This window comes from Flavilitoribacter nigricans DSM 23189 = NBRC 102662 (assembly GCF_002646595.1).
GTDB lineage: Bacteria > Bacteroidota > Bacteroidia > Chitinophagales > Saprospiraceae > Flavilitoribacter > Flavilitoribacter nigricans.
This window is the reverse complement of the sequence record NZ_PDUD01000017.1, coordinates 476,317-502,590: the sequence shown is the minus strand read 5'-3', so window position 1 is coordinate 502,590 and position 26,274 is coordinate 476,317. Positions and strand designations below refer to the sequence as shown.

25 protein-coding genes are annotated in these 26,274 nt (G+C 50.2%); 16 read left to right on the top strand and 9 right to left on the bottom strand.

The window, feature by feature from the left end:
- Window positions 1-189: 189 nt before the first annotated feature.
- A complete protein-coding gene (locus CRP01_RS11140) occupies window positions 190-813 on the bottom strand; it encodes a recombinase family protein (RefSeq protein WP_099150094.1) in 624 nt (207 codons plus the stop codon).
- 16 nt (window positions 814-829) lie between these two features.
- On the opposite strand from CRP01_RS11140, the gene CRP01_RS41860 reads away from it, so the two are divergent.
- Window positions 830-1,159 (top strand): hypothetical protein, encoded by a 330-nt coding sequence (locus CRP01_RS41860; RefSeq protein WP_143473350.1) that lies wholly within the window; start codon window positions 830-832, stop codon window positions 1,157-1,159.
- An 88-nt stretch (window positions 1,160-1,247) separates the two neighbouring features.
- Here the strand turns inward: CRP01_RS41860 and CRP01_RS11130 are convergent, their stop codons facing one another.
- From CRP01_RS11130 to CRP01_RS11105, 7 genes are all read right to left on the bottom strand, one after another.
- Window positions 1,248-1,520, bottom strand: coding sequence for an HU family DNA-binding protein (locus CRP01_RS11130; RefSeq protein ID WP_099150092.1), 273 nt, complete (start codon window positions 1,518-1,520; stop codon window positions 1,248-1,250).
- 89 nt (window positions 1,521-1,609) lie between these two features.
- Window positions 1,610-2,041: a hypothetical protein gene (locus CRP01_RS11125; RefSeq protein ID WP_099150091.1), complete on the bottom strand. Its 432-nt coding sequence runs from the start codon at window positions 2,039-2,041 to the stop codon at window positions 1,610-1,612.
- A 7-nt stretch (window positions 2,042-2,048) separates the two neighbouring features.
- Window positions 2,049-5,090 (bottom strand): CHC2 zinc finger domain-containing protein, encoded by a 3,042-nt coding sequence (locus CRP01_RS11120; protein WP_170110323.1) that lies wholly within the window; start codon window positions 5,088-5,090, stop codon window positions 2,049-2,051.
- A gap of 170 nt (window positions 5,091-5,260) precedes the next feature.
- On the bottom strand, window positions 5,261-5,662 hold the full coding sequence (locus tag CRP01_RS11115) for a hypothetical protein (protein WP_099150089.1): 402 nt from the start codon (window positions 5,660-5,662) through the stop codon (window positions 5,261-5,263).
- A gap of 291 nt (window positions 5,663-5,953) precedes the next feature.
- On the bottom strand, window positions 5,954-6,706 hold the full coding sequence (locus CRP01_RS11110) for a hypothetical protein (RefSeq protein ID WP_099150088.1): 753 nt from the start codon (window positions 6,704-6,706) through the stop codon (window positions 5,954-5,956).
- An 85-nt stretch (window positions 6,707-6,791) separates the two neighbouring features.
- Window positions 6,792-6,938 carry a hypothetical protein gene (locus tag CRP01_RS42260; protein WP_170110322.1) on the bottom strand — a complete coding sequence of 49 codons (147 nt, stop codon included), beginning with the start codon at window positions 6,936-6,938 and terminating at the stop codon, window positions 6,792-6,794.
- 467 nt (window positions 6,939-7,405) lie between these two features.
- The gene (locus CRP01_RS11105) at window positions 7,406-7,675 is read right to left on the bottom strand and encodes a hypothetical protein (protein WP_099150087.1); all 270 of its coding nucleotides are present in this window, start codon (window positions 7,673-7,675) and stop codon (window positions 7,406-7,408) included.
- A gap of 130 nt (window positions 7,676-7,805) precedes the next feature.
- Here CRP01_RS11105 and CRP01_RS11100 point away from each other — a divergent pair, with 130 nt between their 5' ends.
- Both CRP01_RS11100 and CRP01_RS11095 read left to right on the top strand, forming a co-directional pair.
- Window positions 7,806-8,141: a helix-turn-helix domain-containing protein gene (locus CRP01_RS11100; RefSeq protein WP_099150086.1), complete on the top strand. Its 336-nt coding sequence runs from the start codon at window positions 7,806-7,808 to the stop codon at window positions 8,139-8,141.
- Window positions 8,142-8,414: 273 nt separating this feature from the next.
- A complete protein-coding gene (locus tag CRP01_RS11095) occupies window positions 8,415-9,116 on the top strand; it encodes a DUF4468 domain-containing protein (RefSeq protein ID WP_099150085.1) in 702 nt (233 codons plus the stop codon).
- Window positions 9,117-9,401: 285 nt separating this feature from the next.
- Here the strand turns inward: CRP01_RS11095 and CRP01_RS11090 are convergent, their stop codons facing one another.
- Window positions 9,402-9,794 (bottom strand): GxxExxY protein, encoded by a 393-nt coding sequence (locus tag CRP01_RS11090; RefSeq protein WP_099150084.1) that lies wholly within the window; start codon window positions 9,792-9,794, stop codon window positions 9,402-9,404.
- Window positions 9,795-10,137: 343 nt separating this feature from the next.
- Here CRP01_RS11090 and CRP01_RS11085 point away from each other — a divergent pair, with 343 nt between their 5' ends.
- The 13 genes from CRP01_RS11085 (at window position 10,138) to CRP01_RS11025 (ending at window position 25,776) form a co-directional block, all read left to right on the top strand.
- Window positions 10,138-11,052, top strand: coding sequence for a helix-turn-helix domain-containing protein (locus tag CRP01_RS11085; RefSeq protein ID WP_099150083.1), 915 nt, complete (start codon window positions 10,138-10,140; stop codon window positions 11,050-11,052).
- A 156-nt stretch (window positions 11,053-11,208) separates the two neighbouring features.
- The gene (locus CRP01_RS11080) at window positions 11,209-12,870 is read left to right on the top strand and encodes a carboxylesterase/lipase family protein (protein ID WP_099150082.1); all 1,662 of its coding nucleotides are present in this window, start codon (window positions 11,209-11,211) and stop codon (window positions 12,868-12,870) included.
- A 74-nt stretch (window positions 12,871-12,944) separates the two neighbouring features.
- Window positions 12,945-15,296: an alpha-L-rhamnosidase-related protein gene (locus CRP01_RS11075; RefSeq protein ID WP_099150081.1), complete on the top strand. Its 2,352-nt coding sequence runs from the start codon at window positions 12,945-12,947 to the stop codon at window positions 15,294-15,296.
- A 95-nt stretch (window positions 15,297-15,391) separates the two neighbouring features.
- Complete coding sequence (locus tag CRP01_RS11070; protein WP_099150080.1) at window positions 15,392-16,312, top strand: TolB family protein; 921 nt, start codon at window positions 15,392-15,394, stop codon at window positions 16,310-16,312.
- A gap of 243 nt (window positions 16,313-16,555) precedes the next feature.
- Window positions 16,556-17,458, top strand: a complete 903-nt coding sequence (locus tag CRP01_RS11065; protein WP_099150123.1) for a helix-turn-helix domain-containing protein — start codon at window positions 16,556-16,558, stop codon at window positions 17,456-17,458.
- Window positions 17,459-17,566: 108 nt separating this feature from the next.
- Window positions 17,567-18,058: a cupin domain-containing protein gene (locus CRP01_RS11060; RefSeq protein ID WP_099150079.1), complete on the top strand. Its 492-nt coding sequence runs from the start codon at window positions 17,567-17,569 to the stop codon at window positions 18,056-18,058.
- Between the two features lie 133 nt (window positions 18,059-18,191).
- Window positions 18,192-19,349, top strand: a complete 1,158-nt coding sequence (locus CRP01_RS11055; RefSeq protein WP_099150078.1) for an esterase — start codon at window positions 18,192-18,194, stop codon at window positions 19,347-19,349.
- A gap of 47 nt (window positions 19,350-19,396) precedes the next feature.
- The gene (locus tag CRP01_RS11050; RefSeq protein ID WP_099150077.1) at window positions 19,397-21,175 is read left to right on the top strand and encodes a tannase/feruloyl esterase family alpha/beta hydrolase; all 1,779 of its coding nucleotides are present in this window, start codon (window positions 19,397-19,399) and stop codon (window positions 21,173-21,175) included.
- Window positions 21,176-21,231: 56 nt separating this feature from the next.
- The gene (locus CRP01_RS11045) at window positions 21,232-21,801 is read left to right on the top strand and encodes a DapH/DapD/GlmU-related protein (protein ID WP_170110321.1); all 570 of its coding nucleotides are present in this window, start codon (window positions 21,232-21,234) and stop codon (window positions 21,799-21,801) included.
- 6 nt (window positions 21,802-21,807) lie between these two features.
- The gene (locus tag CRP01_RS11040; protein WP_099150076.1) at window positions 21,808-22,203 is read left to right on the top strand and encodes a (R)-mandelonitrile lyase; all 396 of its coding nucleotides are present in this window, start codon (window positions 21,808-21,810) and stop codon (window positions 22,201-22,203) included.
- A 65-nt stretch (window positions 22,204-22,268) separates the two neighbouring features.
- Complete coding sequence (locus tag CRP01_RS11035; protein ID WP_099150075.1) at window positions 22,269-23,492, top strand: PQQ-dependent sugar dehydrogenase; 1,224 nt, start codon at window positions 22,269-22,271, stop codon at window positions 23,490-23,492.
- A 62-nt stretch (window positions 23,493-23,554) separates the two neighbouring features.
- On the top strand, window positions 23,555-24,736 hold the full coding sequence (locus tag CRP01_RS11030) for an esterase (RefSeq protein WP_099150074.1): 1,182 nt from the start codon (window positions 23,555-23,557) through the stop codon (window positions 24,734-24,736).
- Between the two features lie 182 nt (window positions 24,737-24,918).
- Window positions 24,919-25,776, top strand: a complete 858-nt coding sequence (locus CRP01_RS11025; protein ID WP_099150073.1) for an aldo/keto reductase — start codon at window positions 24,919-24,921, stop codon at window positions 25,774-25,776.
- Window positions 25,777-26,274 lie beyond the last annotated feature (498 nt).

Sequence of the window (26,274 nt, the reverse complement as noted above, 5' to 3'; positions counted from 1 at the left end):
GTGCGCCGGTTTCGATGTAATATATCTGTACGTCATCGAATTGCTCTAAGGCTAGCTTACACGCCACCGTCGAAGTAATTCCCGCGCTAAACCAAGCTAGTCTCATAAAACGTCCATTTAATTTTTAAAAATCCCCAAACAGGGGAGAATTCATCATTACAGTAAAAAGTGTAGCAAAAACGCTCCCCTTTAATTAGTCTGTTTTTGAGGCTTCTTTTCACGTTTTTTGCTACGCTTTTCATAATCCACCTCCATGTGGTCTAAATATCTATATATGGTAGACCTGGCAATTTCCAAATGTTCGGATATCTCCGTAATACTCATGTTGCTGTTCAGGTATAGACCAGCAGTTACTACTGCTTTTTGCTTAGACTTTTTTGACAATCCTTTTGGCCGGCCGCCAACACGTCCCTGCTTTTTTGCGCGTTGCAATCCTGCTTTGGTGCGTTCGCTGATCAGATTGCGTTCAAATTCCGCAAAGGCTGCCATCATATGAAAAAAGAGTTTGCCACCCGCAGTATCATCGAATTGCGTATTATCGGATACACTGTAAAAGTCAATGCCTTTTTTTCTCCATTCAGTTACTATAGTCGTTAGCTCGATGATTGAGCGGCCTAGCCTGTCCAGCTTCCATACATACACTTTATCTCCACGTCTAATATGCCGTTTCAAAGCTTCCAGTTGTGGCCGCTTAGACTTCACACCACTTACTTTCTCCTGGAATATTTCTTCGCAACCAGCAGCCTTGAGCGCTTCTATTTGCTGTTCCAAGTGTTGCTCTCCGGTACTTACCCTTGCGTATCCTACTTTCATTTCAATCTATTTGAGTGTGAGTAAATCAATTCAGCACCAATCCAAACCCAATCTTCCCACCACTCTCCCACCGATACGATACCAGCAGGTGCGGGCCGGTGGAATGGATGTGAATCAGATTAGCCGTGTGCAATACGTAGATCATGAGTTATATAATTTCCAGTTCCCGAAGAATAGTCCAACACTGCTCGGTAGTGATTCCGAACTTAGGACCAATGCAATTCACCGGCACCCCGTAGGCAATGTGCTGGCGAAGCGACTGCTGCAGTTTAGCGGATTTTCGTATCTGGTCGAGTTGCTTTCGGCCGGCGGCAACTTGGTGGCGGTCCTTCCGGTTTACATCTAAAATCTTTAGATTTGTGGTATTCATTTGACACAGTATTTTAGAACGGGCTGCCGGGCATGGTAGCCCGTTCTTACGTTAGGGAATAGGGTTACGAATTCACAGCTTCTTTCAGCCGCTTGTAGGGTTTGAAATTTACCACCCAGGCTTCCGGGATGATTAGCGTTTCACCGGTCTTTGGATTGCGGCCGAAGCGTTCTTTACGAAGACTGGTATTGAAGCTACCGATGCCGTCCAGGCGAAAGTTCTTATCCTCCTGGATACACTCTATCAGGACGTCCTTCACGGCGTTCACGAGTCGGTCCGCCTCTGTTTTTGGGATGTCCAGCTTTTCAGCCAACTTGGTTTCTAACATCTTTTCCATTGGTACTTGAAGTTTTTGATCTGCGAAAAGCAGCCCGGAGGGGACGGGCTACAACCACTCGCAGGATTGAAAAAAAAATTGGTTTATTCTTATCGGGGGTATTGGTCGTTGTTGAACATACTCCCCTGATTGACCTTGGCTTTGATCTCCGTATCCTGGATCATTTGTTTGATGTCCTGGATCCGGAGGCCGCGGGTACCGGCCAGCTCCATTACTTCCTTTAGCTCCTGAATAATCAGATATCTTTTGGCAGCTTCCTTGGGGCTTAGTTTTTTCTGTTGGGTTTGCTTGGTATACACCGCCTGACGCATGGTCAGCTCCCGGGTGAGTTCTTTCACGAAATCTTCTGCGGTGAGATTGAAATCTGATCTTTTGAAGGTTCCCATGATGGTTTCTGTTTGTGGTTCAGGGACGAAGGCCGGGGCCTTGTCTCCCCAAATCAGGTTTATAGCGATCAGGAATCCGGCGAGTACTACGCCGATGATACTGAGATCCCCGAAGGCTTTTAAGATGTTTTTCATTTGAGTGTTATTTATTGAAAGGTAAATTCATGCCTCTCAGATCGTCGTCATTGTCGATGTAGCTGGCTTTCCGGCTGGCGTCGAATTGGTTATTCGTCAGCAGGAAATATTCCTTTCCGTTGCTCTTAATGCGTAGCCGGTCATTCTTGGCGGTGGGATTATATGCCAGCCCGGCGTACTCGCAGTATACCTGTAGCTTTTCCTTAAACTGCCGACTGTCGCAGTACCGGCGTTCGCTCGGGAACGCATCCAGGAACTTCCCATATAGGTAGTTGCGCTCGCAGGTTTTGTTCAGGAAGATGCCGATCGGATCACCGGTATGGTCGGGCTCTTGATCGAATACCAGGTTGGCCCAGTCCAGGAACTTCTCACCCATATTCTGGCGCTGCCGGCGGCGCTCGATATCTTCTTCCGGAATGCGGTGATCCAGACCGAACTGGAGGTATACCTGGATGCAGGTGGCAATGAAATTGTAGAACAGGTTCCACTGCCGGTTGTCCCATTCGTGGAAAAGCTGGTAGCCGAAGTCATCCCCTACCGTGCGGTACTGGTTGTAGTAGTCGCTGAACGCGATCGGGTACTGGCGCCGGCGGAAGCTGTTACCTTCGCCATTGATGGCGTGGTTGGTATTGATGATGAACTTCTTCGGCGGCAACTTCGTCCGGCGCTCTCCTTTCGGGTTTACCTCTACGCCCCGGGTGATCTGGGAGAACAGCCATTCAAAAGGGAAATTTACCCGTACATCATCAAAGATGATTAGGTGCGTACGTTCATCCACCAGTTCATACAGGTGGTTATCATCTTCAATATTCTTTTTCTTACCGTCCACTACTTCCGTGGGCACCAGTTGTTCAAACTGCAAACTCCAAAGACTTTTACCAGTACCGCCCTGACTGCGGCCTACTTCGCTTTCGATGCCATCCATACAGACAATTGCTTTCATATTGGCATAATCCCGGTAATCGTGCATCACATATCCGGCGGCAATCATCTTGGTGACCAGGTGCGACCGGTGTAGCTGGATATCTTGCGGAGTGATTTCTTCCGTATTGCTTTTCAGATCGTAATACTTTTTGCCGTCGTCTTCCGCCAGCTTCTGTAGCTTTTTCCAGTGGAACATGCTGGTGTTGTTATAGAATTGCAGCATGTCACAGGCTTTGCCTTCGTCCGCTATTTTAAGCTTCCACTTTTTATCCTCATGCGTCACTTCCACCATGGGCTTACCGATATAGGTGGGCTCAAAGTCGTTGATCTTATCCTTCCATACGTAGTGTGGTAGTTCGCTGAGCGGCCGCTGTTCGATATCATTAGCCGTGATCTTCCAGTAGGTGGTCTTGAAAAACAGAAACATGCAATCCTTATCGCTCTGCATAAATTGGAGATCACGCTGGTACATATCACTCAGTTTATCCGGCCCCAGGTACTGTTTGCCGCCGCGGAGCAGTACTTCCAGCACATCTTTCTCTTCGATCTCTTCGGTGAATTCCATCACGTAGCGGCGGATCTTCTGCGCTGTGGTTTCCTTCACGATCTTGCTATCTACGTGGATGAAGCGGAACTGGTCCGGCTGGTGTTCATACAGGCCGTATCCCCTATTGCGCAGGAAGTGCCGGCAGTTGGTATAGTTGAAGACATATTTCACCCGGTTATTTCCACCCCGGTCTTCCCATTCTTCTTTGGTCCAGTACTGTTCGTGCGGCAGTATCTTCTGAGCCAATTCAAACTTATCCTCATTCTCGTTGTATCTCCAGCGCAAGCGGCCCAGCTTGAATTCGTGTAGACCTTTAAGTTCTTCCCGGTAGTGGTTGAGGAAGGCCGGATTGCTGTGCAGGTACCAGAACTCCTTCAATTTGTAATCACTCATCTCGGTGATCTTATGCACTTGTACGTGCTCTCCACTCCCCTCTCGATCAATCATCGCAGCTTTGAAGTCTTCCGCCAGCTGGGCCTCTTTCTCTTTCAGTTCGCGCACCAGCACGTCATCCATACCCTTAAAGGCTTTGTTCTTGCCGTAGCCAAAATAGATATTGAGGTATACCCCTGATCCGGAATAACTGTAGAAGTAATCCCGGAACTTCATCACGGCCTTAAAGAAGGTCTTTGGCCTGGTGTCCGCGGGCTTACCGTTCTTGACGCTGATATCCTGCCAGTCGGCATCGAGGACGAACATGACGTTGGCGACGGCACACTTCTTGATGATCTGCTCAAAGACCGCAGGCATACTGTTAGCCGTAGCGAAATTGTGGATGCCCATCACTCCTACTGCCGGCATACCGTGCAGGCACATCTTATCAGCCTTCTTCTCTCCTTCGCAGATGTACAGGGTCTCAATAATCTGCTCCTGCTTCACAGCCTTGATAATGAGGTTCGGCAACCACAAGTGCGAGCCGGATCCGTAAGGGCTCTGGTATTTCATCGGGTTACCATCCTTACTTCGGTGTAGATCCGGATTGGCCCAGCGCACCCGGATGAGCATCTGTTCCCGGGCACCATTCGCTTTGTACTTGATCGGCTGGCCATCGAGCCCCAGGTAATGCAGCACCATATCATCTCCGGCTACTACATTCCAATTCCGATCTATGCTGGCAGCCTGGTACCGGTCGGCTTCTACCTGGGTAGCATTGGCGTCGTTCTTATGCAGGAACCACTTTTGCTCCTTCTCCGATATTCCGGAGTCACGCAATTGTTGGTCCCGAAATTTCATTTTCCGGTTCTTGGCCTTCGTGGCCTTCGTCTTTTTTTCTTCAGTGATGGCGATATTGTAGCGATCGGCTAGGTACAGCAGCGCTTCCTGATAGGTCTTACCAATCATCTCGGTGAGAAACTGCACGGCATTGTTGCCGCCTTTCTCACATCCGCTGAAACATTTGTAGATCTTCTTCCCCGGAGTCAGTGTGAATTTCTTGGCGTGGCAGTGCGGACAATCCCCCACCATGCTGCTCCCCTGTTTTTTGAGCACGGCGAAGTCCTGCACGATGTCAGTCAGCACGGCGGCGTCCTTGATCTTCTCGGCAGTTTCTTTCGGTATATAAACTGGTGTCGATAACATAAAATGTTCTTGGGCTTCCTCCGGCATTGGTCAGCGGAGAAAAACGATGATTAATAGCACACCCAGATCGGATGCAGATCCAATAAAAATTTACTTGAGTGATTTGGTATGTAGTAGTCTAAAGCCCGGGAGGCAGCTGGGGGGTGAAATAGCCGCTCTCCTATTATTAATTACTGTAGTAGCTGCTCGTATATCGGTTTGGCCTGGTACGTTGATATTTGAAAAAGTAGGTAGACCAAATATTTCCTGTGGTGTAGACATAGCCGCACATCGATATCATCCCCTTCTCCTTTCACCCACCTTTGTACACCGGCATCCAGAAAATGGATGGAAGCACAAAGGGTTTCGGTGATGATCAGCCCGTCTTGAAAAGATATGGTTCCGTTGTTCTTGGCCTGCTCTACGATGGTGGCCGACTGATTCAAGTATTGCTTTAAGCGTTCCTGCTTGACACCGATTGTTTCAACTCTTTTGAGCAGGTCTTTGAAGCCGTCCAGGTAGAATTTCCACTCTTCCTTTTTGACTACAAAGCCATCCTTTTTTTGTACATCGGATAAGTCATTGATTCTCATAGAATTAAGTACGCTTAGGGCGACGCTTCGCCGATTTTGTAAATACTTGTTTTTCAGCTTCTTAAAAACATCAGTTCAATCTTTTCAACAGGTCTATTTTGCGGCTGTTTTCGTGTATTTCCTTCCGTGATCTGGTTTTGTATTCCTCCCTTCGGTGACTATAAAAGTTCATTCGATGGGCATCTGTGCAAAACAAACTGTTTGATCGTCGGTGTTCGATATTGACGTTGCACCAGAGGCAACATCGGATCAGGTCGGGCTCGATTTCCAGATCATCGAACCCGACCTCGATCAGTTTTTTACATGGCCGTTGCCATTCGTTGAAAAACTAAATAGGGGTTCACTGATCACGTCTTCTGCTTCTTCCTCTGGTTCGTGGGTGTGCTCTTCGATCAGTGGGGTAGGGGCCTGCTTCGGAGCAGATGTCGGTTGTCTTTTTCGCAGGGCCCCACTCAATCTATCTCTCTTCGCATATTCCAACTCAATCTTTGCTTCGCCGATGGCAATCTGTAGATCGGCATATTCCCGCTCGTAATCGATCACTTGCTGGATCATATCCGGATTGGCTACCAGCACGCTTCGGTTGGTGCGGTTGATCTCTCCCAGGAAGTAAGCTTCCAGGAAGAACCCGGCAACGATAAACCCGATGGCACTGATCTGGGCCGCATCTCCGATACCCTGACTGCTGAATAAGTGATGTACTTCATAGCAGGCCCACACGGTGAGCACAAAAGCGAATACCATGCCCAGGTATTCCCACATCTTACTGATCCGGTAGGGGTTGGCCTGATTGAAATAGACCAGACTGCCACGTATCATCTGGCCAAACAAAGCCATTGGTGCAGCCACTATCCAGGATAGGGTAGGGCCCAGGGTGAGCAGCGCATCCTGTAGGGATACGGCGATCATCAAGGCAGTGCTGAAGTAAGTAGCGCCCAATAAAAACACGATCAACTGGCCGATATGCGCCTGGATCCAGAGAACTACTATCTCAAATTTCGGGTTGTTTAAAACGTTACCCTTTGAATTTTCTGTTTTTTTCATGATATTTGAATTCGAAATGTTAATGATACCGGCCCTGCCGGTGTTGTTGCAAACAAGCCTCTTGCCGTCCTACCGGTAAGGGGCTTTATTCTTTCGGAGGACCACCGTACCGGTATTCCTTCCAGGTTACCTTATCAAATTTCTTTTCCGGAAGCTGCTCAATAGGATCTTCCCGCCGATTGAAGAAGGCGGTGAGTATACTTCCGATGATGATGAGCCAAACGATTTCCATGGCAATTATAATTTTTTGAGTGAAAGAAGCTCCCCGTCTCGAATAGGGGAGCCTCATGGTATACAAATCATAAATCTCATGCGTGGTAAAAAAGGCCGACCCATCGGGCCGGCCTGGAAATAAAACTAAACCCCAGTTATATTCGTGGATTCGTTTCAAAAACCCCAGGCTCAGCGCTCTATAGAGCCCGGGGGTTCTTCACATGAAACAAATTTACTTCCGGTCAAAAAGCTGCTGCACCCGTCGGTGCAGCAGGATTGGATTGTATTATGCAGTCTGCTGGTGAGACCTCATTAAAGCCATTCAAAAGGCACCCGGCTTTACTTACCTCCTTCCATCCGCCGGGTGCTATGTTCCTGGTGCCCGCTTTCGGACACCGTCCATCTTTTACTTCTTCAAAAAACCGGGGGAGGGGACACCCGGCTTACTCAAGGTATTGCCTAATCAAAAACCTAACTCTTGTATCTTCAAGCCGCTTCCGGCTGTTGTTCTTCGATCGGGGTGAAGAGATCTTCCATTGCGCAGTCTAATGATTCTGCAATCACTTTCATTTGCCAGGCGCTGATCTCACTTACTTCACCCAGTTTATAATTTTGAATCTTACGAAACTGGCTTTCACTGATATTCAATCGACTGCAAATGCTACGCACGAATGCACTCTTATCGAGTTTAGGCTCCGTAGATTCTACCTTTTCGGTGATCTTTTCCTTGATGGTATACTTTAATATCTCCGTCACTTTACTTAAATTCACTTCTTAATATGTTCGCCCAACGAACAATAAAAGTTCGTAACACGAACAAACATACTTTACTTTTTCGAATTAAACAAGGTTTCGATTTACTAAATCGAATAAAGTCCCAAAAAGTGTGGAAATAAATCAACGGATAAAGGGAATCATTGACTATTACCAATTGGAGCAGCAGGAATTTGCCGAAAAAATTGGAGTGTCTGAATCGACTATAAGTGTGACAGTTAGAAACATCAAGCCAGTAGGCGCAAAAGTTGTATTCAATATCCTTCGTGAATTCCCAGATGTGAGCTGTGAATGGCTGATAAGAGGGGATGGAGAAATGTTGCTTCGAAAAAGTGAATCGAAGCAGTTAAAAGAACCCCAATCTACTATAACCCAAACCCAATACCAGGACCTACTACAAAGACTAGAGAAACTTTCAAACGACTTTGATGATTTTAGGAACGAGTAACTTGATGATACTATAATTGCGACCTTTCACCAGGTTACTTTCACGCGCAAAGCCCTGGATATGGCAAAACAAAAGTCCAAAAAGGACGACTATGAAAAACTGCACACAATCCTCCGCAAATTGGAAGCAGACTTTGAGAAAATGAAGAAGGGGAAAAAACAAAAGCTACCACAGGGTTAGGGTAGTAGTTCGTAGTCAAAAACAGATCTGGTCCATGAAGTATTTAGAAGGGACGCCGGTAGGTGATGGGAATTTCTTTTTCAAAAAAAATACATGATGAAAACCTCAATTATTATTGCTGCTCTTTTGATGTCTACCCTAAGTTTTAGCCAGGTCGTCCAGCCGTCTGCTCCGGATACCCTTATCCTGAAGTCTGGCCAGCTGGCCGAAGCTGAAATTGTGGACAGGGAAGGAGGGGACTTGAAGTATTATCTATTGGGGAAGGAGGATGAACTGCGGCGATCGCCGATCCGGATGTTTAAAGAAATTATTGAACATAGTTTTTCGGAGCAAAAGTTCGCCAGGAGTGATGAGGGCAAAATTTTGTATAGTGAAGTAGTACCTGTGGAAGGACTGACCGCATCGAATATATTCACTTTAAGTAAAGAATACTTAGCAGACACCTACGGAAACCTGGATAAGGTGATTGAATTGGAGGATAAAGAATTGGGGATGATCTTAGTAGAAGGTTTATTCACAATATGGATCGAGCATTTAGGCACTGCTTTTGAATATAAGGTTTGGCATTCTTTGAAGCTTGAAATGAAAGACAATCGATATCGGTATCAATTATACAATTTTGAGGTCCAATTTGGATTAGAAGATAGAGTTGCCGCAGAATCAATGTTCTCGGACGAAGAGAACCTGAATAAAGCTCAGATTAAAGTTAAAGATAAGATTTTGAAGAGTATCCACTTATTTGGTAATGATATAAAAAAGAACATTGTGGCAAGATCTAAAGATGATAAGTGGTAACCTCATTATACCTCACATACAATCCCACAGACAACGGACTGTCTGTGGGATTTTTATTTTATTGATAATCAAGAGTTTGGAGAGGTGTGGGAGAGATCCCCCCTTCGGCACTGGAATAAAGCCGCAATCCTTAATTGGGTTGCGGCTTTTTTCATTTTATTCTATTACCTCCGGACCAGGATAGCCGGGATTGATGGATAAGCAGGATGTGATATCTTTGATGATAAACTTATGTTCTCCACTCAACTATGTCAATGCCTTATCCTGGCCATCCTAATATCCTGGCTATCGTGGTTTAGCTATTGGTTGATACTTCTTATTCAATAATCGTTTGTATTCCAGTCTGGTGGCGCCGAAATTTAGCAATAAGCCCACTTCTAAATTTAAGGCCTCCAAATAATTCAGTCCTTGTGCCAAATGCACATCTTCCAATTTGATCACAGCCTTCAGTTCAGTGGAGATGATACCTTCAATCAGAAAATCGACCCGGCGGGTACCTACATGGGCCTCTTTGTAATGGACCTCCATTTCAAATTCTCTGGCATAGGAAATGCCTCGAAGGGATAGTTCGTGGGCCAGGGATCGTTGGTAAATGACTTCCGGGAATCCATTACCCAGGAAGCTGTGTACTTCCATGGCCGCACCAATGATCTGGTGGGTGAGCGCGCGATGTTGCATGTATACGTTTTGTTGTCAGAGAGAATGATGACAGACAATTTAGGAAAAAATAGGGTGCCGGTCAAGTGAAGGGTAATGACGTACCAGGATTGCCTGGATGATTGGATGACCGGGATAGGATTCGCATAGATTTAGAAACTATATCTACTATTGGATTTCTCTCTTCCCAGGCCTTTCGTAGGAAAGATATCCCAAATGACCAGAGTAATGCTACACAACCCACAAACAGAGTTTCTCACACCTCCCTTCCACTCCCACATCCCGGTCATCCAAAAATCGTTGCCATCCCGGTATTTTACTTACTTTTACAACACGACCCACACCGTCGAAGCCCAAGAGCAGCATGCCAAAAAAAGACAACAAATCGGAAGTCCCAAAATTAGATGCGGTGCAGCTGCTCAGCCACCTTTTCGGTGATTGGAAAGAGCCCACGGAAGATCTGTACGAAAGTTTCCATATTGACCGGATCGAAAATTACAGGAACCTCATAAAGCTTCCCATCTTACCGCACCGCCGGTCCGTTTTCTATTTTGTGTACGTGGCTAGCGGAAAAATTACCAGATCCAAACTGCTGAACCAATACGAGGTCTTACCCAACAACTTTTTTTTTATAGCGGCGAACGTCACTACCTCGATTGAGGACATCGCTCCGGATACGACCGGGTTTTACTGTCACTTTCATCCCCGGATATTTCAGCAGCTCCGGCCGCAGCTGGATCTGCACATGGACTTTTCATTTTTCGATCTGACGGCGGAGCCGATCATCCCGGTGGCGGACAGTCAACCATTGGTGCGCTTGATGGAAGCGCTCAAAAGGGAATACGATAAGCACCAAAATAAACGCTTTGAGTTGATCCCGCTGTACCTGCTCACGCTGCTCACGGAGGTCAAATTGGCCAATCCCCCATCATCTGACCACCAGAAAATTAAAGATCCGGCCGCCTTGCTGACTATGCGTTACAAACGAGCCATTTTGGAGTTGATGTACGAAAAGTCGAAAGTTTTTGAATACGCCGAATATCTTTCCGTAACGCCTAATCACCTGAATAAATACGTCAAGGCGGCAACCGGAAAATCCGCCCGGGACCTGCTCAGTGAGATGAAAATAATGGAAGCCAAAGTGCTGTTAAAGCAAACGGATCTGGGAATAGGGGAGATCGCCTATAAGCTGGGCAAAATGAGTCAAAGTGACTTCTCGCGTTTTTTCAAAAGCAAAACTTCCCTGACTCCCAAGCAATACCGAAAAAATACACCATGATTGATATTGCATAAAAAAAATTAGGTTTTGCCTAAAATTGGAAGCGTACTTTATTTTAATTTGACCTGCCTTATTGAATAATAATTTACTGTTCTTGTTGTCTTGCCACTTTAAATTCTGAGCTGAAATTCATCCACTGAATCAATAAGATAGATAATGCAGAGGAGACATTTTCTGAAAGACCTGTCCTTTTCAACGGTCTCTCTATTAGCCATGCCCGGAATGGGAAACCTGTTGCCCACCGGAGCACGACCCCTAACGGCCAACGATTTCGTAGATGCGGAAACCGCCTACGGGAAAGTGCGCGGAACCCGCACTAACGGCGTTAACATCTTCCGGGGCATACCCTACGCCGGGAAAGTATCGGGCGAAAGAAGATTTCGCCGACCGGCACCGCTGGAGCCCTGGAGGGGCATACGGGAAGCCCTGGAATTCGGGCCACCGTCCGTGCAGCCGCCCCGGCAGAATGAACCGGCTCCGGCGGAGGACTGCCTGTTCCTCAATATCTGGACCCCGGCCAATGACGGAAAAAAGCGGCCGGTCATGTTCTACAGTCACGGCGGTGGTTTTGTCATCGGCTCCGGTGCGTCCTCCTGGCAGAATGGGGCCAATCTGGCCCGGTATTTCGACGTCGTGGTGGTGCAGACCAATCACCGGCTGGGTTTACTCGGCTTCCTCTATCTGGATGAACTAGCCGGTCCGGATTACGCCGGATCGGGGAATATGGGAACCCTGGATATCACGGCCGGTCTGAAATGGGTGCACGAAAATATCGCCGAATTCGGCGGTGATCCGGACAACGTGATGATCTTCGGTGAGTCGGGGGGCGGGGCCAAAACTTCCTGCCTGTACGCCATGCCGGAAGCTGCGCCCTATTTCAATAAAGCCTCTATTGAAAGCGGCCCGGGCGTTCGGATGACCACGCCCGATGCGGCGGCGGCGACCACGGCCCTGGTCCTGAAGGAGCTGAATATCGATCCGAAAAACTGGCGAAAACTGCTGGAGGTACCCGCGGCCGATCTGCTGGCGGTCCAGTCGAAGATCCCAAATGTGCCGCCATCGCTGGGCCGGCGCAAAAAAGGATCGGAACTGCCCACCGGTTTCGGTCCGGTGGTTGACGGGCGGGTATTGCCGCACCATCCGTTCGACCCCAAAGCGCCGAAGATCTCCCGCGATAAGCCCCTGATGGTCGGCTGGAATGAGGATGAGTATACCTTCTTTGCCTGGCAAAGCCGGGATGTCAGCTTCACTAAAATCGACTTTGACGGACTGCGGGCGAAACTGGAACCGCAGTACGGCACGGACACACCCAAGATCATCGATACCTACCGGAAAGCGAATCCCAAGGCTACCGCTCCGGAAATTTTCATCGCCGTAGCTTCGATCAATATGATGGGACTGGGATCGGTGGTGATCGCCGAGCGCAAAACCAAACAGGGTGGCGCTCCCGTCTATCTGTATAATTTCGGCTACAAGTCGGAGGTGAAGATCCCCGGGAGTGATTACGCCTTGGGTACGCCCCACGCGATGGACATTACATTCAAGTTCAACAACGAAGTACCGCCCGAAAAAGGCGGACAGGAAAGTTCATTTTTCGGAGGCAGCAGCCCGGATCGTTACAAAGCTTCCCACCAGATGGCCGAACTTTGGACGACCTTCGCCCGTACCGGTACCCCCGCCGCTGAGGGCGTGCCCGCATGGCCGGCTTATACCCGGAAGAACCGGGCCACCATGCGCATCGATACGGAATGTGAGGTAATCGAGGATCGCTTCGCGGAGGAACTGAAAATGTGGCGTTCGATCGGGAAATTATCTTAGCATTTGCTCTATATTAGACTAAGCCATTTTAGACACTACAATCCGTGCAACAAAACGTTAACCAGCAATTAATTATGAATAAACTTTTAACCATACTAATCTTATTCACGGCAATAAGCGCTCACGCTCAATTCGGTAATTCCCGACAGGGGGAACCCTGGAACGCCAGTTGGATTACCGCTCCGAATGCAGCCGGTGAGGAAGCGGGGCTGTATTTATTTAGAAAAACGGTGGAGCTCGGTGCAGTACCCGACACTTTTAAAGTGCACCTGTCCGCCGATAACCGCTACAAACTGTACGTCAACGAGCAACTGGTATCCGTCGGGCCGGCCTGGGGAGACATCAAACACTGGAATTACGAAACGGTGGATCTGGCCTCTTATCTCCGGCCGGGTCAGAACATCATCGCCGCTAAAGTGTGGAATGAGGGATCGCTCCGGGCGGTAGCGCAGTTCTCCTGGAAAACGGCCTTCATTCTGCAGGGTGTGGATGAGCAAAGCCAGGTGATCAACAGCGACGAAACCTGGAAATGTACCGAAGATAAGAGTTACACGCCCCTGGCCCAGCGGGTGCGGGGATACTACGCTGCCGGTGCCGGCGATCTGATCGATATGCGACAGCAGGTGGGCGACTGGAACACACTCAGCTTTGACGACAGCAACTGGAAAACGGCCAAGAAAGTATTTGAGACCGAAGCCAGAGGTTTCGGTTTCCGCCAGCGGGCCGGCTGGAACCTGGTGCCTTCCATCTTACCGTCCATGGAGCTCAGCGAACAGCGACTGGTGGAAGTGAGAAAAGCGGAAGGCGTATCGGTACCTGCCGGCTTTCCGGCCCGGGCGGTACCTGTCCGGATCCCCGCGAATACCAGCGCCAAAATTCTGCTCGATCAGACCATGCTCACCAACGCCTACCTGACCCTCGTGTTCAGCGGTGGGGAAAACAGCACCATCCGGCTGACCTACGCCGAAGGCTTATACGACGAAAAGGGAGCCAAGGGCAACCGGGATATCATCGAAGGGAAAAGCATCTCCGGCCGGAAGGACAGCCTGATTTCCAACGGGGCGGATCGGCAGTTGTTCACCACGCTCACTTACCGGACTTACCGCTACGTGGAACTGCAGGTAAACACGGATGCGACACCCCTGACCATCGACGATATTTACGGCACCTTCACCGGTTACCCATTTGAAATGAAGGCCAAACTGAGTTCGGACCGGGAGGAATTGGCGGATATGTTCGAGATTGGCTGGCGCACGGCCCGCTTGTGCGCGGTGGATACCTACATGGATTGTCCCTATTACGAACGATTGCAGTACATCGGAGATACCCGGATCCAGCATTTTGTTTCCTTTTACAATAGTGGGGACGACCGGCTGGCCAAAAATGCCCTGAACCTGATGGATTATTCCCGACAGCCGAACGGGCATACCCTGAGCAGGTATCCCGACCGGCAGAACCAGGTGATTCCGACCTATTCGCTCTGGTACGTCAGCATGCTGTACGATTATATGATGTACGGCACCGATCCGGATTTCGTTAAGGGTAAATTACTAGGGTCCCGGCAGATCCTCAATTACTTCATCACTTACCTGGATACGGACGGATCGTTGAAAAATGTACCGGGCTGGAATTATACGGATTGGGTGCCGGAATGGCGCTTCGGCACGGCGCCTATGGCCGAAGACGGATCTTCCGCTGCGCTGGACCTGCAAATGCTGCACGCCTTACAATCGGCAATCGCGCTGGAAAAACACGTCGGCAAACCAGAATTTGTGCAATTGTACACCACGCTAGCCGGCCAACTCACCCATACCATCAAAGACAAATACTGGGATGCTTCCCGCAATTTGTACGCGGATACTCCGGAAAAAGAAGTATTTTCTCAACACGCCAATGCGCTGGCCATCCTGGCCGGCCTGGTAGACGATGCGGATAAACGGGCTATGGGAGAACAGATGCTGGCGGATACGTCTCTGGCCCCGGCTTCGATCTACTTCAAGTATTACCTGCACCTGGCCCTGAATGAGGCCGGCCTGGGTGATGACTACCTGGATTGGCTGGATATCTGGCGGAAAAACATGGAACTGGGACTGACGACCTGGGGGGAGACTTCACAGGTGGAAACGACCCGTTCGGATTGTCACGCCTGGGGTTCCAGTCCTAATATCGAATTTTTCCGGATTATTCTGGGTATCGAGAGTGCGGCGCCTAATTTCCAGTCGGTCCGGATAGCACCGCATCTGGGGAGCATCGCAAATATTGCCGGAGAGATGCCGCATCCGGCAGGAACGATATCGGTTGCCTACGTGCGGTCGGGCGAGAAGTTACAGGCGGCGATCACGCTGCCGGAAGGTATCGGAGGGACTTTTGTGTGGAAAGGGAAAACCCATGAACTGAAGGGCGGTGCCAATCAACTGGACCTTTGATCCGGAATCGGTATTTGCTTCCATTTGGGTTGGTCTTTGCCCATTGCAACCATTTTTTGCCATTAATTTTCCAAGAAACTTAAACTGCTTACGTAATGAAAAACGTTCTCACCTGCTTATCGCTCCTGCTGCCTTTCCTGCTATCCGCCCAGGTACCCGAAGGCAGGCAGGTGATCAGTTCCCTGTACATTTACAACCTCAAATCGGGGAAATCCAAACTCATCCTGGAAGAAAAACGCCACTTCGAAGCGCCCAACTGGTCGAGAGACGGCAAGTACCTGCTGATCAATTCCGGAGGAAAGCTGGAACGGGTAAGCGTAAAGGGAAAAAAACTGGGTGTATTGAACACCGGCTCTGTGCAACGGGCCAATAATGATCACGGTTACTCTTTTGACGGTGAAACCCTCTTCATTTCCAGCGGAAAGCCGGAAGTGGAAGGGTGGTCGTCGTTTATTTTCAAGGTGTCGGCGGAAGGAGGTACGCCCACCCAGATCACACCGCTTTCCCCGAGTTACTGGCACGGCGTTTCTCCCGACGGGCAGTATGTGGTGTATTGCGCGCCCCGGGAGGAAAACTACGACGTTTATAAAATGCACGTTGATGGGGGAGAAGAGATCCGGCTCACCACTACCGACGGACTGGATGACGGTCCGGAATACTCCGCCGACGGTAAGTATATCTATTTTAATTCCTACCGCTCCGGCCGGATGCAGATCTGGCGCATGAAGCCGGATGGTGCCGACCCGGAGCAAATGACCTTTGATGAGCATTCCAACTGGTTTGCCCATCCGGCGCCCAGTAGCAAGGTAGCCACGATCATCACCTATCTGGAAGATCAGGAGCAGTCGCATCCCTTCGGCCGACAGGTAAAGCTTCGCCTGCTGGACCTGGAAACCAAAGCGGTAACCGATCTGACGGAAGCCTTCTACGGTGGGCAGGGAACGATCAATGTACCTTCCTGGAATCCGAAAGGCAACAAGTTCGCTTACGTGAGGTATGCGCTGGCGGATGAATGATGCACGAATAACGGCATGCCGGCCGCCGGTTTGTATTTTGTAATTATCGGTTTGAATTTTGTTAGGAAATGCCTGTTTGTATCTGCTTCTTTGTTTGGAGGAATACAGCGCATATTTTGGTGAATTATCGGGGCAATAATAGTGATTCTGCCGACCGGGAATTTCCGACTCCCACGCGCTCAAAACGAACAGGAAATGCAAACCGAGTGGATTCGTTTTTTTAATGACATCATAAAGCAACCTATGGATTCCGTCGAATCACTGGAAGAATTTTACAAACGTAAGTTTGAATTATTACCGGAAAACCTGGGGAAAGACATTGGTCATTTCAACATCTTCCAGATCGCTCCTTTCCGGGAAGGCAAAGCCCGGTCGGTGCCGTACCGGCGCCGGGATTTCTATAAGATCATGCTGTTGCAGGGAAACAGTCAGGTCTATTTTGCGGATAAGGTATACGAGATCAAAAAGCAGGCGCTGGCTTTTTCCAATCCCCTGATCCCCTACAAATGGGAGCAGCTCGATAAAATGTACGATGGGGTGTTTTGCATCTTTAATGCGCAATTTTTCCACCAGAATACTTCTTTCACCGATTATGAGATCTTTCAACCCGGCGGCAATCACATATTTGAACTCACGGATCGGCAGTTTGCGGAGATCCAGGAAATATTTGAGGCCATGGAGGCCGAGTTCAATTCCGGCTACAAGTATAAATTTGACGTGATCCGGAACCGGATCTCGGATCTCATCCACTACGGGTTGAAACTGGAACCTTCCACTTCCCTGTTCAATCATTCCGTAGATGCGGCTTATCGGATCTCCCGACTTTTTATGGAATTGCTGGAGCGGCAGTTTCCCATTGACGACAGTCATCTCTCCATCGATCTGAGGTCCCCCTCGGAATTTGCCGAGCACTTGAACGTCCACGTCAACAGCCTCAACCGGGCCGTCAAGTCTACTACCAGTAAGACTACTTCGGAAGTGATCGCTGATCGAATTTTACAAGAATCGAAAGTATTGCTGAAGCACACGACCTGGAGTATTTCCGAGATCGCTTTTGCCCTGGGATTCAAGGAAGTAACCCATTTCAGCAATTTTTTCAAAAAACATATGGAGCTGAATGCTTCCAAATTTCGGAATGCCGGATAGCGTACCGCTGTTTGATTTTTATAACTATTCGTTTGTATTCTGCAATTTATTGACCGCTGTTTCTACGAATTTTGACCTTTACACGCTTTAATTTAAAATACTTACAACATGAGGTCAATAACCATTATGCTGCTTTTAGCGAGCACCCTTTTCTTCGCCTGTACGGAACAGCTTGCGGAGCAAACCGAATCATCCACACCATCCACCGAAGTCCAGGCCATTTTCCCGCAGGGCCAGCGGGGATCGGCGGATCTGTTTACCGGAGCTGCCTACAATTACGGTCTGGTAGGAATGGATTCAACGTATACGACTGTTATCGGAAATGTCTATTTTGAACCGGGAGCCAGAAGTAACTGGCACACGCATCCGGCCGGCCAGATCCTGATCATCACCGACGGTGTGGGCTACCACCAGATCGAGGGACAGCCCCGGGAAACCATGCAAAAAGGTGATGTGATAAAGTGCCCGCCGAACGTCCGGCACTGGCACGGTGCCAGCGAGGATACCGGCTTGCAACAGATGTACATTCTTCCGAATACGGAAAACGGGATCGTGGAATGGATGGAAGCGGTATCCGACGAAACGTACGCCGGTAATTGATCCGGATGACCTATAGACCAAAGACTGAGATCGCATCGGGGCATTCGGCCCCGGGCGGTTTGCGGTAAGCTCCCTCCACTATTCAGGGAAGCGGACTGCCGTTCCTTGCAATGCCCGTTCAACTTTAAACAAGATGAGCAAATTACAACAAACCTTCAACTCCCTGCTCGGGATATTCCTGGTGTTTCAGGTCGCGGCTCAACCTCCGGGACCTCCGCCATCTCCGAATGATACGCTACAATCTACCCGGGTACTTCCGGACGGAAGTGTGGTGTTCGGTATCTACGCGCCCAAGGCCACGCAGGTGACCGTAGGTGGAGATTTTGCCGGAATAGCGGTTGATGCGTCCCGCCCTTTTTCCCGGGAAAATGCAATGACCGTAAATGAGGATGGGGTCTGGACTTATACAACCCAGCCACTGCCCGCGGATGCGTACTCCTACGTCTTTACGGTAGATGGCGTCCGGACTTTGGACCCGCTGAATACGCTCGTCAAGGAAAGTGAGAACAGCCTGTCCAACTATTTCATCCTGCCCGGAACTGCCTCGGAGTATTGTCAGAATCTCAATATCCCCCACGGGACTGTAGAAAAAGTATGGTTCCATTCGACCACTACCGGTAAAATGACCCGTTTCCACGTCTACACACCGCCCGGTTACGAAAGCATGACAGAGCAGCTTCCGGTTCTCGTCCTGCAGCACGGCGGTGGAGACAATGATGCGTCCTGGGCGACAATCGGCCGGGCCAATTTCATCATGGACAACCTCTATGCCGAAAACAAAGCTAAACCGATGGTGATCGTGATGCCGATGGGGCATCCGACCGAAGGCTTTTTTATGGGGCTGGGCGTTGAGGAAGATCCTTATTACCGGCAATTGTTCGATGAGATCCTGCCCCTGGTCCGGAAGAAATACCGGGTGAAAGACGACCGCTACCAAACTGCTTTTGCGGGGCTGTCCATGGGCGGATTGCAGGCGTTGAATATCGCGCTTTTTGCTCCCGAAAAATTTGGCTACGTGCTGCCTCTAAGCACCGGCTACTTTGAGGCACAACGCAAATTGCTGGAGGAAGAACACACCGCTGCTCTGAAGAATCCGGAGATCAACAAGCTGCGACTGTTCTGGATCGCCATGGGTGGCGAAAGCGATATTGCCTACCGGAATGGACTGGAGGTCAATAAGATCTTTGATAAGTATGGGATACAGTATGAAACCAATACTTACGATGCCGGACATACTTTTATCACCTGGCGTCATAATCTGCGGGAATTTGCACCATTGCTTTTCCGGTGATCCGTCGCATTCACCAAAAGCCAGTCTAAACCATAAAACAAAAAAACATGAGCAAGACCTTCTCCTTCCTCATCATTACCTTTTTGCTGGGTAGCTGTGTAACCCAACCGCAGGAGAGCACCAGTGCGGAAGTAACCATTACCGCCGCCGATATCGGCAAAGTTGGCACTTCCATCCCAGTAGACGAGATCGGCGAAGCGGTCGGATCCGTCAAACTCTACCCTCCGCGCTGGGTGGAAGCTGACGAAAACACTCCGGCCCACGCGGTGGTAGAAGGTTCGATCCTGCCGGTGGACCCTAACGGATGGCCCATCAACTTCCGGGTACTGTTGCCGGAGAAATGGTCAAAACGGGCCATGCAGCAGGGGGGCGGCGGCAACAACGGCGTAATAACGGTGGAAGAAGCCAATAACCGCATGTTCAATGTGATCAAATCCACGATGCTCCGTAAAGGTTTTGCGATGTACGGGAGCGATTCCGGGCACCAGACCGTCCGGAACCGGCCGGGAGCACCGCCGGCACCGGCACCGCTGGCTACCGGCCCCACCACCGGGGATGAGTGGTCGCTGAACGACGAAGCTATCCGCAATCTGGGATACATGCAAATGAAAAAGACCCACGATGCGGCCATGGTCATCCTGCAGAGATTATACGGGGCGGAACCCGCCTACAATTACTACGTCGGGAACTCTCAGGGCGGCCGGGAAGCCCTGACGGTGGCCCAGCGCTACCCCGAAGATTACGAAGGTATCATCTCCAACGTGCCCATTGTGAATTTTTCTACACTCATGCTCAGTCCGGTGCTGATCCGGATCCAGGAAAAGCCGGAAGCGAACTGGATACCCACGGCCAAGGTAAAAGCCATTACCGCCGAATTTCTGCGGCAGACCGATGAACTCGATGGCCTGGCGGACGGCATTATCAGCAATTATGTGGATGCACGGGAAATTTTCAACGTTCACGACGGCGTAGGTCCGGATGATCCCTGGGCGGCATTGCGGGCTCCGAATAATACGGATCCCAATCCCTCGGATACGACGGATGCGGCCAAATTGACGGATGGACAGATCGAAACCCTGGAATTTGTCTACAGTTCCTACCGCTTTCCCCAACCGCTGGCCAATGGCGTTACCTCCTTTGGGATGTGGACGCCGACTACCGAGCCCGATGGGTTTGGTCTGATCACTGATGCCCGCTACCGGGGGCAGGAGGGCGCTGGTACGGAGGCACCGATGTTCACCCACCTCGGCATTCTGGGCGTAAAGGGATTTCTGATGCAGGATCTTTCCGCCAATCCTCTGGACTACCGGGAAGGTCCGTGGGAAGAGCGGCGGCAACAATTGTCCGGCTGGCTCGACAGTACCGATCCCGATCTGTCAAAGTTCCACGAGCGCGGTGGCAAGATCATTTTCACCATTGGCGCTATTGACAATATCGCCTCTTCGGGCGCGCAGATGGATTATTACCAATCCCTGCTGGATGAAATGGGTAGAGAAAAAATCGATCGCTTCGCCCGCCTGTATGTCATTCCGAACGGCAACCACATCCTATTCGGCCGGAGTTATTCGGAAAACGGTAAGGGAGAGCCCGTACCGGTGAGGTCCATTCCCGCCGCCGATCATCTGCAGAAAATTGATCTGTTGATCGACTGGGTGGAGCGGGAGCAGGCGCCCGCCAAAACGCTGGTCATCGATGAAGAGGGGAACATCGGCACTGATAAGGAGGTCCGCGGCTATTTGCTGTGTTCTTATCCGAATTATCAGCAATATACCGGCGGGCCGGTAGAGATCGCCGCCTCTTACGAAAGCACCGCACCGGAGGAATAGAACCGCGAAGCGCTTGCTTCCAGGAATTTTACTAACAAGAATGAAAAAGTAAAGCTATGGCACCAAAGGATATATTTTCCAGAATGCGGTCGGGGGAAGCCGTTCCGATGACTGATCCCGATTACGGGCAGATCCGGGATGCGGTAAATCTGACCTTCGGCCGGCTGGCCCGTTTGAATACCGCTACTCATGTGGATGAGGTACGGGCCATCCTGGGGGAGATCATCGGTACGCCGGTGGAGGAAAGTACGACCCTCTTTCCACCGTTCCACACCAATGTCGGCCGCCACATCAGCCTGGGGAAAAATGTCTTTATCAACCACGCCTGCAGCTTCCTGGATCTGGGCGGAATCGTCATCGAGGACGATGTGATGATCGGGCCGAGGGTGAATATTACCTCCGAAGATCATCCGGTGGAGGTAGCCACCCGAAAGACCCTGGTGCCCGCAGCGGTGGTGATCAAAAAAAATGCCTGGATCGGGGCGGGGGCAACCATTCTTCCGGGCGTAACGGTCGGAGAAAACGCCGTGGTAGCGGCCGGAGCGGTCGTGAACAGGGATGTGCCGCCGAATACGGTGGTCGGGGGAGTACCCGCCAGAATATTGAAGGAAACACTAACTAAATAAAACATTATGGAAATTATCAAAAATGGAAAATTACCGTCCGTAAAAGGACCGCAGGATTGGTTCACCGGTTCGGTGCGGATAGACCCTTTATTCCAGAAGAAAGAAGTGACTAAGGCAGGGGGCGCAATGGTCACCTTTGAGCCGGGAGCGAGAACGGCCTGGCACACCCATCCGGCCGGTCAGACCCTGATCGTAACCGCCGGATTAGGCTGGGTACAACGGGAAGGCGGGCCCATCGAAGAGATCCGTCCCGGAGATGTGGTATGGTTTGAACCCAATGAAAAACACTGGCACGGCGCTGCGCCCGGGAAAGCCATGAGCCATATTGCCATTCAGGAAGAAGTAGACGGTGAGGTCGTTACCTGGATGGAGCAGGTTTCGGATGAACAATATGCCAAATAAGGTTGCGATTATTTGCTTTAGCAACCGTCCTTAAAAGCCCGATCACAACCAATAAATTTACGTGTATGCCAATTTTACGTCAGTATATTTCTTTTATCCTCATCGCATTAGGAGCTTTAACGATTGACGGACCTATTCTGGCGCAGACCAATCCACCGGTAGAACAGGGTCGAAAGGAAGCTCCGCAACAAAAACCGAACTTCCCAGAACAAACGCGCGTACCCACCGTGGGAACCCCCTCGCCGTACACCGCGACGATTATAACGGATGATCTTGAATTTCCCTGGGGACTGGACTTTTTACCGGACGGCCGCATGATCGTCAGTGAAAAACCGGGAAACATCCGGATCATCTCCAAAGACGGAAAGGTCAGCCAACCACTGGCCGGAGTACCACCGGTGCGCTACCAGGGATCGGGCGGCATGTACGACCTTAAACTCGCGCCGGATTTTGCCACCTCAAGACGGGTGTTCTGGACGTACGTCACTACCTCCGAGGGCGATGCCATGAACTGCGTGACTAACGGGATCTTATCCCGGGATGCATCCAGATTAGAAAACGTCGAGGTCATCTACCGGATCCAACCCACCCGGGGTGGACGGTTTCACTTTGGTTCCCGTATGCTTTTCGATCAGGACGGTCGCTTATACGTCACTTTCGGCGATCGATTTCGGTCGGGCCGGCCCGAAGTACAGCAACTGAATTCGGCCCTGGGAAAGATCATCCGCATCAATCAGGACGGTACGCCGGCGAAGGGGAATCCATTTGCCGGAAAAGATAAGGCCCTGGCGGAGATCTGGTCCGTCGGGCATCGCAATCCGCAGGGACTGGCCTTTAATCCGGTAAATGGTGAGTTATGGGAAACCGAACACGGACCCCGCGGCGGCGATGAGATCAATGTCATCCAGAAAGGCGGGAACTACGGCTGGCCGGAGGTTTCCTTCGGTCTGGAGTACAACGGTGGAGCGGTCAACGGAACCGGTCTGACGGAGAAAGAGGGCACGCAGCAACCTGTCTACTACTACGATCCGGCTGCCGCACCGAGTGGTATGACCTTTTACGACGGTAACCTGCTCCCGGAGTGGAAAAACAACCTCTTCGTAGCGATGCTGCGGGGCATGCATATTGCCCGGCTGGTCGTCGACCAAAAAACGGGGCGGATCATTAGCGAAGAACGGATACTGACGGAAGAGGGGCAGCGGTTCCGGCACGTCGTGCAGGGACCCGACGGTGCTTTGTATGCGCTTACGGATCACGAGAACGGTCGGCTTTACCGGATCGGAAAATGATCCCACTCCATTCAATTGGCTTTTAGAAAATACATTCTATTTCAAAAAGAAAATCAAGAGACATGAAACGGCTATACTTTACCCTGCTTTTAGGGATTTTAACCTACTCCGCTCACGCCCAACAGGATATCTTCCGGGAAGATCCGATAAATTCTCCGGAGATCCACGAGGATCATACGGTAACCTTTCGGATCAAGGCTCCGGATGCCGAAAAGGTAAGCGTCACCGGCAGCCTGGACGCAGACAAGGGCTTTGCCAGTATCACTTACGACCTGGAAAAAGGGGAGGACGGGATCTGGAGTTTCACCACGCCGGAATTGCCGTCGGAAATGTACCGTTATCACTTTACGGTGGATGGCGTCCGGACGGTTGATCCCGCTAATGCCCACGCCATTAGAGATGTCGGCAACTTGTCCAACGTATTCATTGTCGGTGGGGGGCAGGCTGATCTTTATAAAGTGAATGAGATCCCGCACGGCACGGTTGCTTACCGTTGGTACAATTCGCCCGGTAACGATAAAAAGCGCCGCTTGGCGGTCTACACTCCCGCGGGTTATGAAAGCAGTACCACTGATTATCCGGTCTTGTACCTGCTCCACGGCATTGGTGGAGATGAGGAGGCCTGGCTGGGATCGGGAAGAGCAGCCCAGATCATGGATAACCTCATCGCCGAAGGAAAGGCCAAGCCCATGATCGTGGTGATCACCAACGGCAATGTCGCTCAGGATGCTGCGCCCGGTATGGGCAGTGCAGGTTTTGTGAAACCGGTCTTCATGCTGCCGCACACCATGGATGGCCAGTTTGAAGCAACTTTTGGCGACATCATGAAATTTGTGGAGGATAATTACCGCACCGAAAATACCAAAGCGGGCCGGGCCATTGCCGGGCTGTCCATGGGCGGTTTTCACACGGCGAACATTTCCCTTTACTATCCGGATACTTTCGATTACATCGGTCTGTTTTCTTCGGCGCTGGGGGTTCGACCGCCAAACAACGGCGTTACGTCTCCGGTTTACCAGAACAAAGATGATAAACTGAAACGGCAGCGGGACAATGGCTACAAATTATACTGGATGGGGATGGGCATTGATGATATGGAAATGATCTATAAGGGCAACGCGGATTTCCGCAAGCAAATGGATGGTATCGACATGCAATACGAATATCATGAAACGCAAGGCGGTCATACCTGGAACAACTGGCGGGATTACCTAGTCATATTTGCACAGCGCTTATTCCAGTAAGTCAGGGCCTTTATTTGAAATCATTAATAGGTTATGGCTTTGAAACTGCATTATTCCAGTGATAAGATGCTTAGTTGTTTGAATTTCTTAAGTTTTGATTTGATAGTCATTATATACCCCTAGCCCGTCGGGCCTAATTTTGTAGTGTATTAAGACATTAGAAAAAGCAAAAAATTAACATCATGATTTTACAGGAAAAATATAAACTGTCCAACGGCGTAGAAATTCCAAAATTAGGGCTCGGAACCTGGTTCATCGGTAATGATGAGGTCGTACAGGCCGTGAAAGATGCGGTTGCTATCGGTTATCGCCATATCGATACCGCTCAGGCTTACCAAAACGAAAGTGGGGTAGGTAAAGGCATCAAAGCCTGTGGCGTAGACAGAGAGGAACTGTTCATTACCACCAAACTGGCGGCCGAAGTGAAGTCGTACGAAGAGGCGGTAAAGTCCATCGATGCTTCGCTGAAAGCCCTGGACCTGGACTATATCGATCTGATGATCATTCATAGCCCCAAACCCTGGCAGGAATTCCAGGGCGATGATCCCTACTTTGAAGGGAACCGCGAAGCCTGGAGAGCACTGGAAGAGGCCTATAAGGCCGGTAAGCTGCGCGCTATCGGACTATCCAATTTCGAAAAAGCGGACCTGGATAATATCCTGGAATCCTGCACCGTCAAACCGATGGTCAATCAGGTGCTGGCGCACATCAGCAATACGCCGAAAGGACTCATCGCGTATCATCAGGAAAAAGGCATCCTGACCGAAGCCTATTCCCCGATCGCCCACGGCGAATTGATGAAAAATGAGGAAGTGACCAGGATGGCGGAAAAATACGGTGTTTCGGTACCGCAACTGGCCATCCGTTACTGTCTGGAACTGGGCTTACTACCACTCCCCAAAACGGCAAATCCGGCCCACATGAAAAACAATGCAGCCGTAGCATTTGAGATCTCCGACGAGGATATGGAGTTGCTGAAAAATGTGGAAACGATCAAGGATTACGGTGAGGCGAGTAAGTTTCCGGTTTACGCCGGTTAAGGTTGCTCCCGAGCGGGTGGGGTGGAGATAGGACGGTGCGCTGCACCTCGAATGGTCTTGTAGCTTTTGGGTTGGAGATATGGCGGTGCGCTGCACCTTTTTCCCATCTTTGCCATAAGAAACAGGTACATCGCCCCTGCCGCATTTGATGTCTTACCTTATCTTCGATGCTAATTATGGGGTGGAGATAGGACGGTGCGCTGCACCTCGAATGGTCTTGTAGCTTTTGGGTTGGATATAGAGCGGTGCTCTGCACCTTATCTCGACTAATATCTAGAGGTGTCTAACTTAGGGTATCTCCCATGCTGTTTCGGGAGAGGAAAATAGAACGGCGCGCTGCACCTCTCTTTCCAAACCAACCATAAAAATCAGGTGCAGCTCACCGTCCTATTTCCAACCCGCAGGGAAGGAAATGAACAGAGCTATAGCGTAGCGACATCTCCAGATCAATTATTTGTCCGATCTTCACCGCCTCCGGATAATAACGAACAGATGAAA

Excerpts from the sequence above, each read along its gene's own strand:
- CRP01_RS11060 (WP_099150079.1), top strand. The coding sequence starts at position 17,567 with ATGAGGTCAATAACCATTATGCTGCTTTTAGCGAGCACCCTTTTCTTC.
- CRP01_RS11085 (WP_099150083.1), top strand. The coding sequence starts at position 10,138 with ATGCCAAAAAAAGACAACAAATCGGAAGTCCCAAAATTAGATGCGGTG.
- CRP01_RS11140 (WP_099150094.1), bottom strand. The coding sequence starts at position 813 with ATGAAAGTAGGATACGCAAGGGTAAGTACCGGAGAGCAACACTTGGAA.
- CRP01_RS11045 (WP_170110321.1), top strand. The coding sequence starts at position 21,232 with ATGGCACCAAAGGATATATTTTCCAGAATGCGGTCGGGGGAAGCCGTT.
- CRP01_RS11040 (WP_099150076.1), top strand. The coding sequence starts at position 21,808 with ATGGAAATTATCAAAAATGGAAAATTACCGTCCGTAAAAGGACCGCAG.
- CRP01_RS11090 (WP_099150084.1), bottom strand. The coding sequence starts at position 9,794 with ATGCAACATCGCGCGCTCACCCACCAGATCATTGGTGCGGCCATGGAA.
- CRP01_RS11035 (WP_099150075.1), top strand. The coding sequence starts at position 22,269 with ATGCCAATTTTACGTCAGTATATTTCTTTTATCCTCATCGCATTAGGA.
- CRP01_RS11130 (WP_099150092.1), bottom strand. The coding sequence starts at position 1,520 with ATGGAAAAGATGTTAGAAACCAAGTTGGCTGAAAAGCTGGACATCCCA.
- CRP01_RS11075 (WP_099150081.1), top strand. The coding sequence starts at position 12,945 with ATGAATAAACTTTTAACCATACTAATCTTATTCACGGCAATAAGCGCT.
- CRP01_RS11055 (WP_099150078.1), top strand. The coding sequence starts at position 18,192 with ATGAGCAAATTACAACAAACCTTCAACTCCCTGCTCGGGATATTCCTG.
- CRP01_RS11120 (WP_170110323.1), bottom strand. The coding sequence starts at position 5,090 with ATGTTATCGACACCAGTTTATATACCGAAAGAAACTGCCGAGAAGATC.
- CRP01_RS11125 (WP_099150091.1), bottom strand. The coding sequence starts at position 2,041 with ATGAAAAACATCTTAAAAGCCTTCGGGGATCTCAGTATCATCGGCGTA.
- CRP01_RS11080 (WP_099150082.1), top strand. The coding sequence starts at position 11,209 with ATGCAGAGGAGACATTTTCTGAAAGACCTGTCCTTTTCAACGGTCTCT.
- CRP01_RS11030 (WP_099150074.1), top strand. The coding sequence starts at position 23,555 with ATGAAACGGCTATACTTTACCCTGCTTTTAGGGATTTTAACCTACTCC.
- CRP01_RS11115 (WP_099150089.1), bottom strand. The coding sequence starts at position 5,662 with ATGAGAATCAATGACTTATCCGATGTACAAAAAAAGGATGGCTTTGTA.
- CRP01_RS11050 (WP_099150077.1), top strand. The coding sequence starts at position 19,397 with ATGAGCAAGACCTTCTCCTTCCTCATCATTACCTTTTTGCTGGGTAGC.
- CRP01_RS11065 (WP_099150123.1), top strand. The coding sequence starts at position 16,556 with ATGGATTCCGTCGAATCACTGGAAGAATTTTACAAACGTAAGTTTGAA.
- CRP01_RS11025 (WP_099150073.1), top strand. The coding sequence starts at position 24,919 with ATGATTTTACAGGAAAAATATAAACTGTCCAACGGCGTAGAAATTCCA.
- CRP01_RS42260 (WP_170110322.1), bottom strand. The coding sequence starts at position 6,938 with ATGGAAATCGTTTGGCTCATCATCATCGGAAGTATACTCACCGCCTTC.
- CRP01_RS11070 (WP_099150080.1), top strand. The coding sequence starts at position 15,392 with ATGAAAAACGTTCTCACCTGCTTATCGCTCCTGCTGCCTTTCCTGCTA.
- CRP01_RS11110 (WP_099150088.1), bottom strand. The coding sequence starts at position 6,706 with ATGAAAAAAACAGAAAATTCAAAGGGTAACGTTTTAAACAACCCGAAA.
- CRP01_RS11095 (WP_099150085.1), top strand. The coding sequence starts at position 8,415 with ATGATGAAAACCTCAATTATTATTGCTGCTCTTTTGATGTCTACCCTA.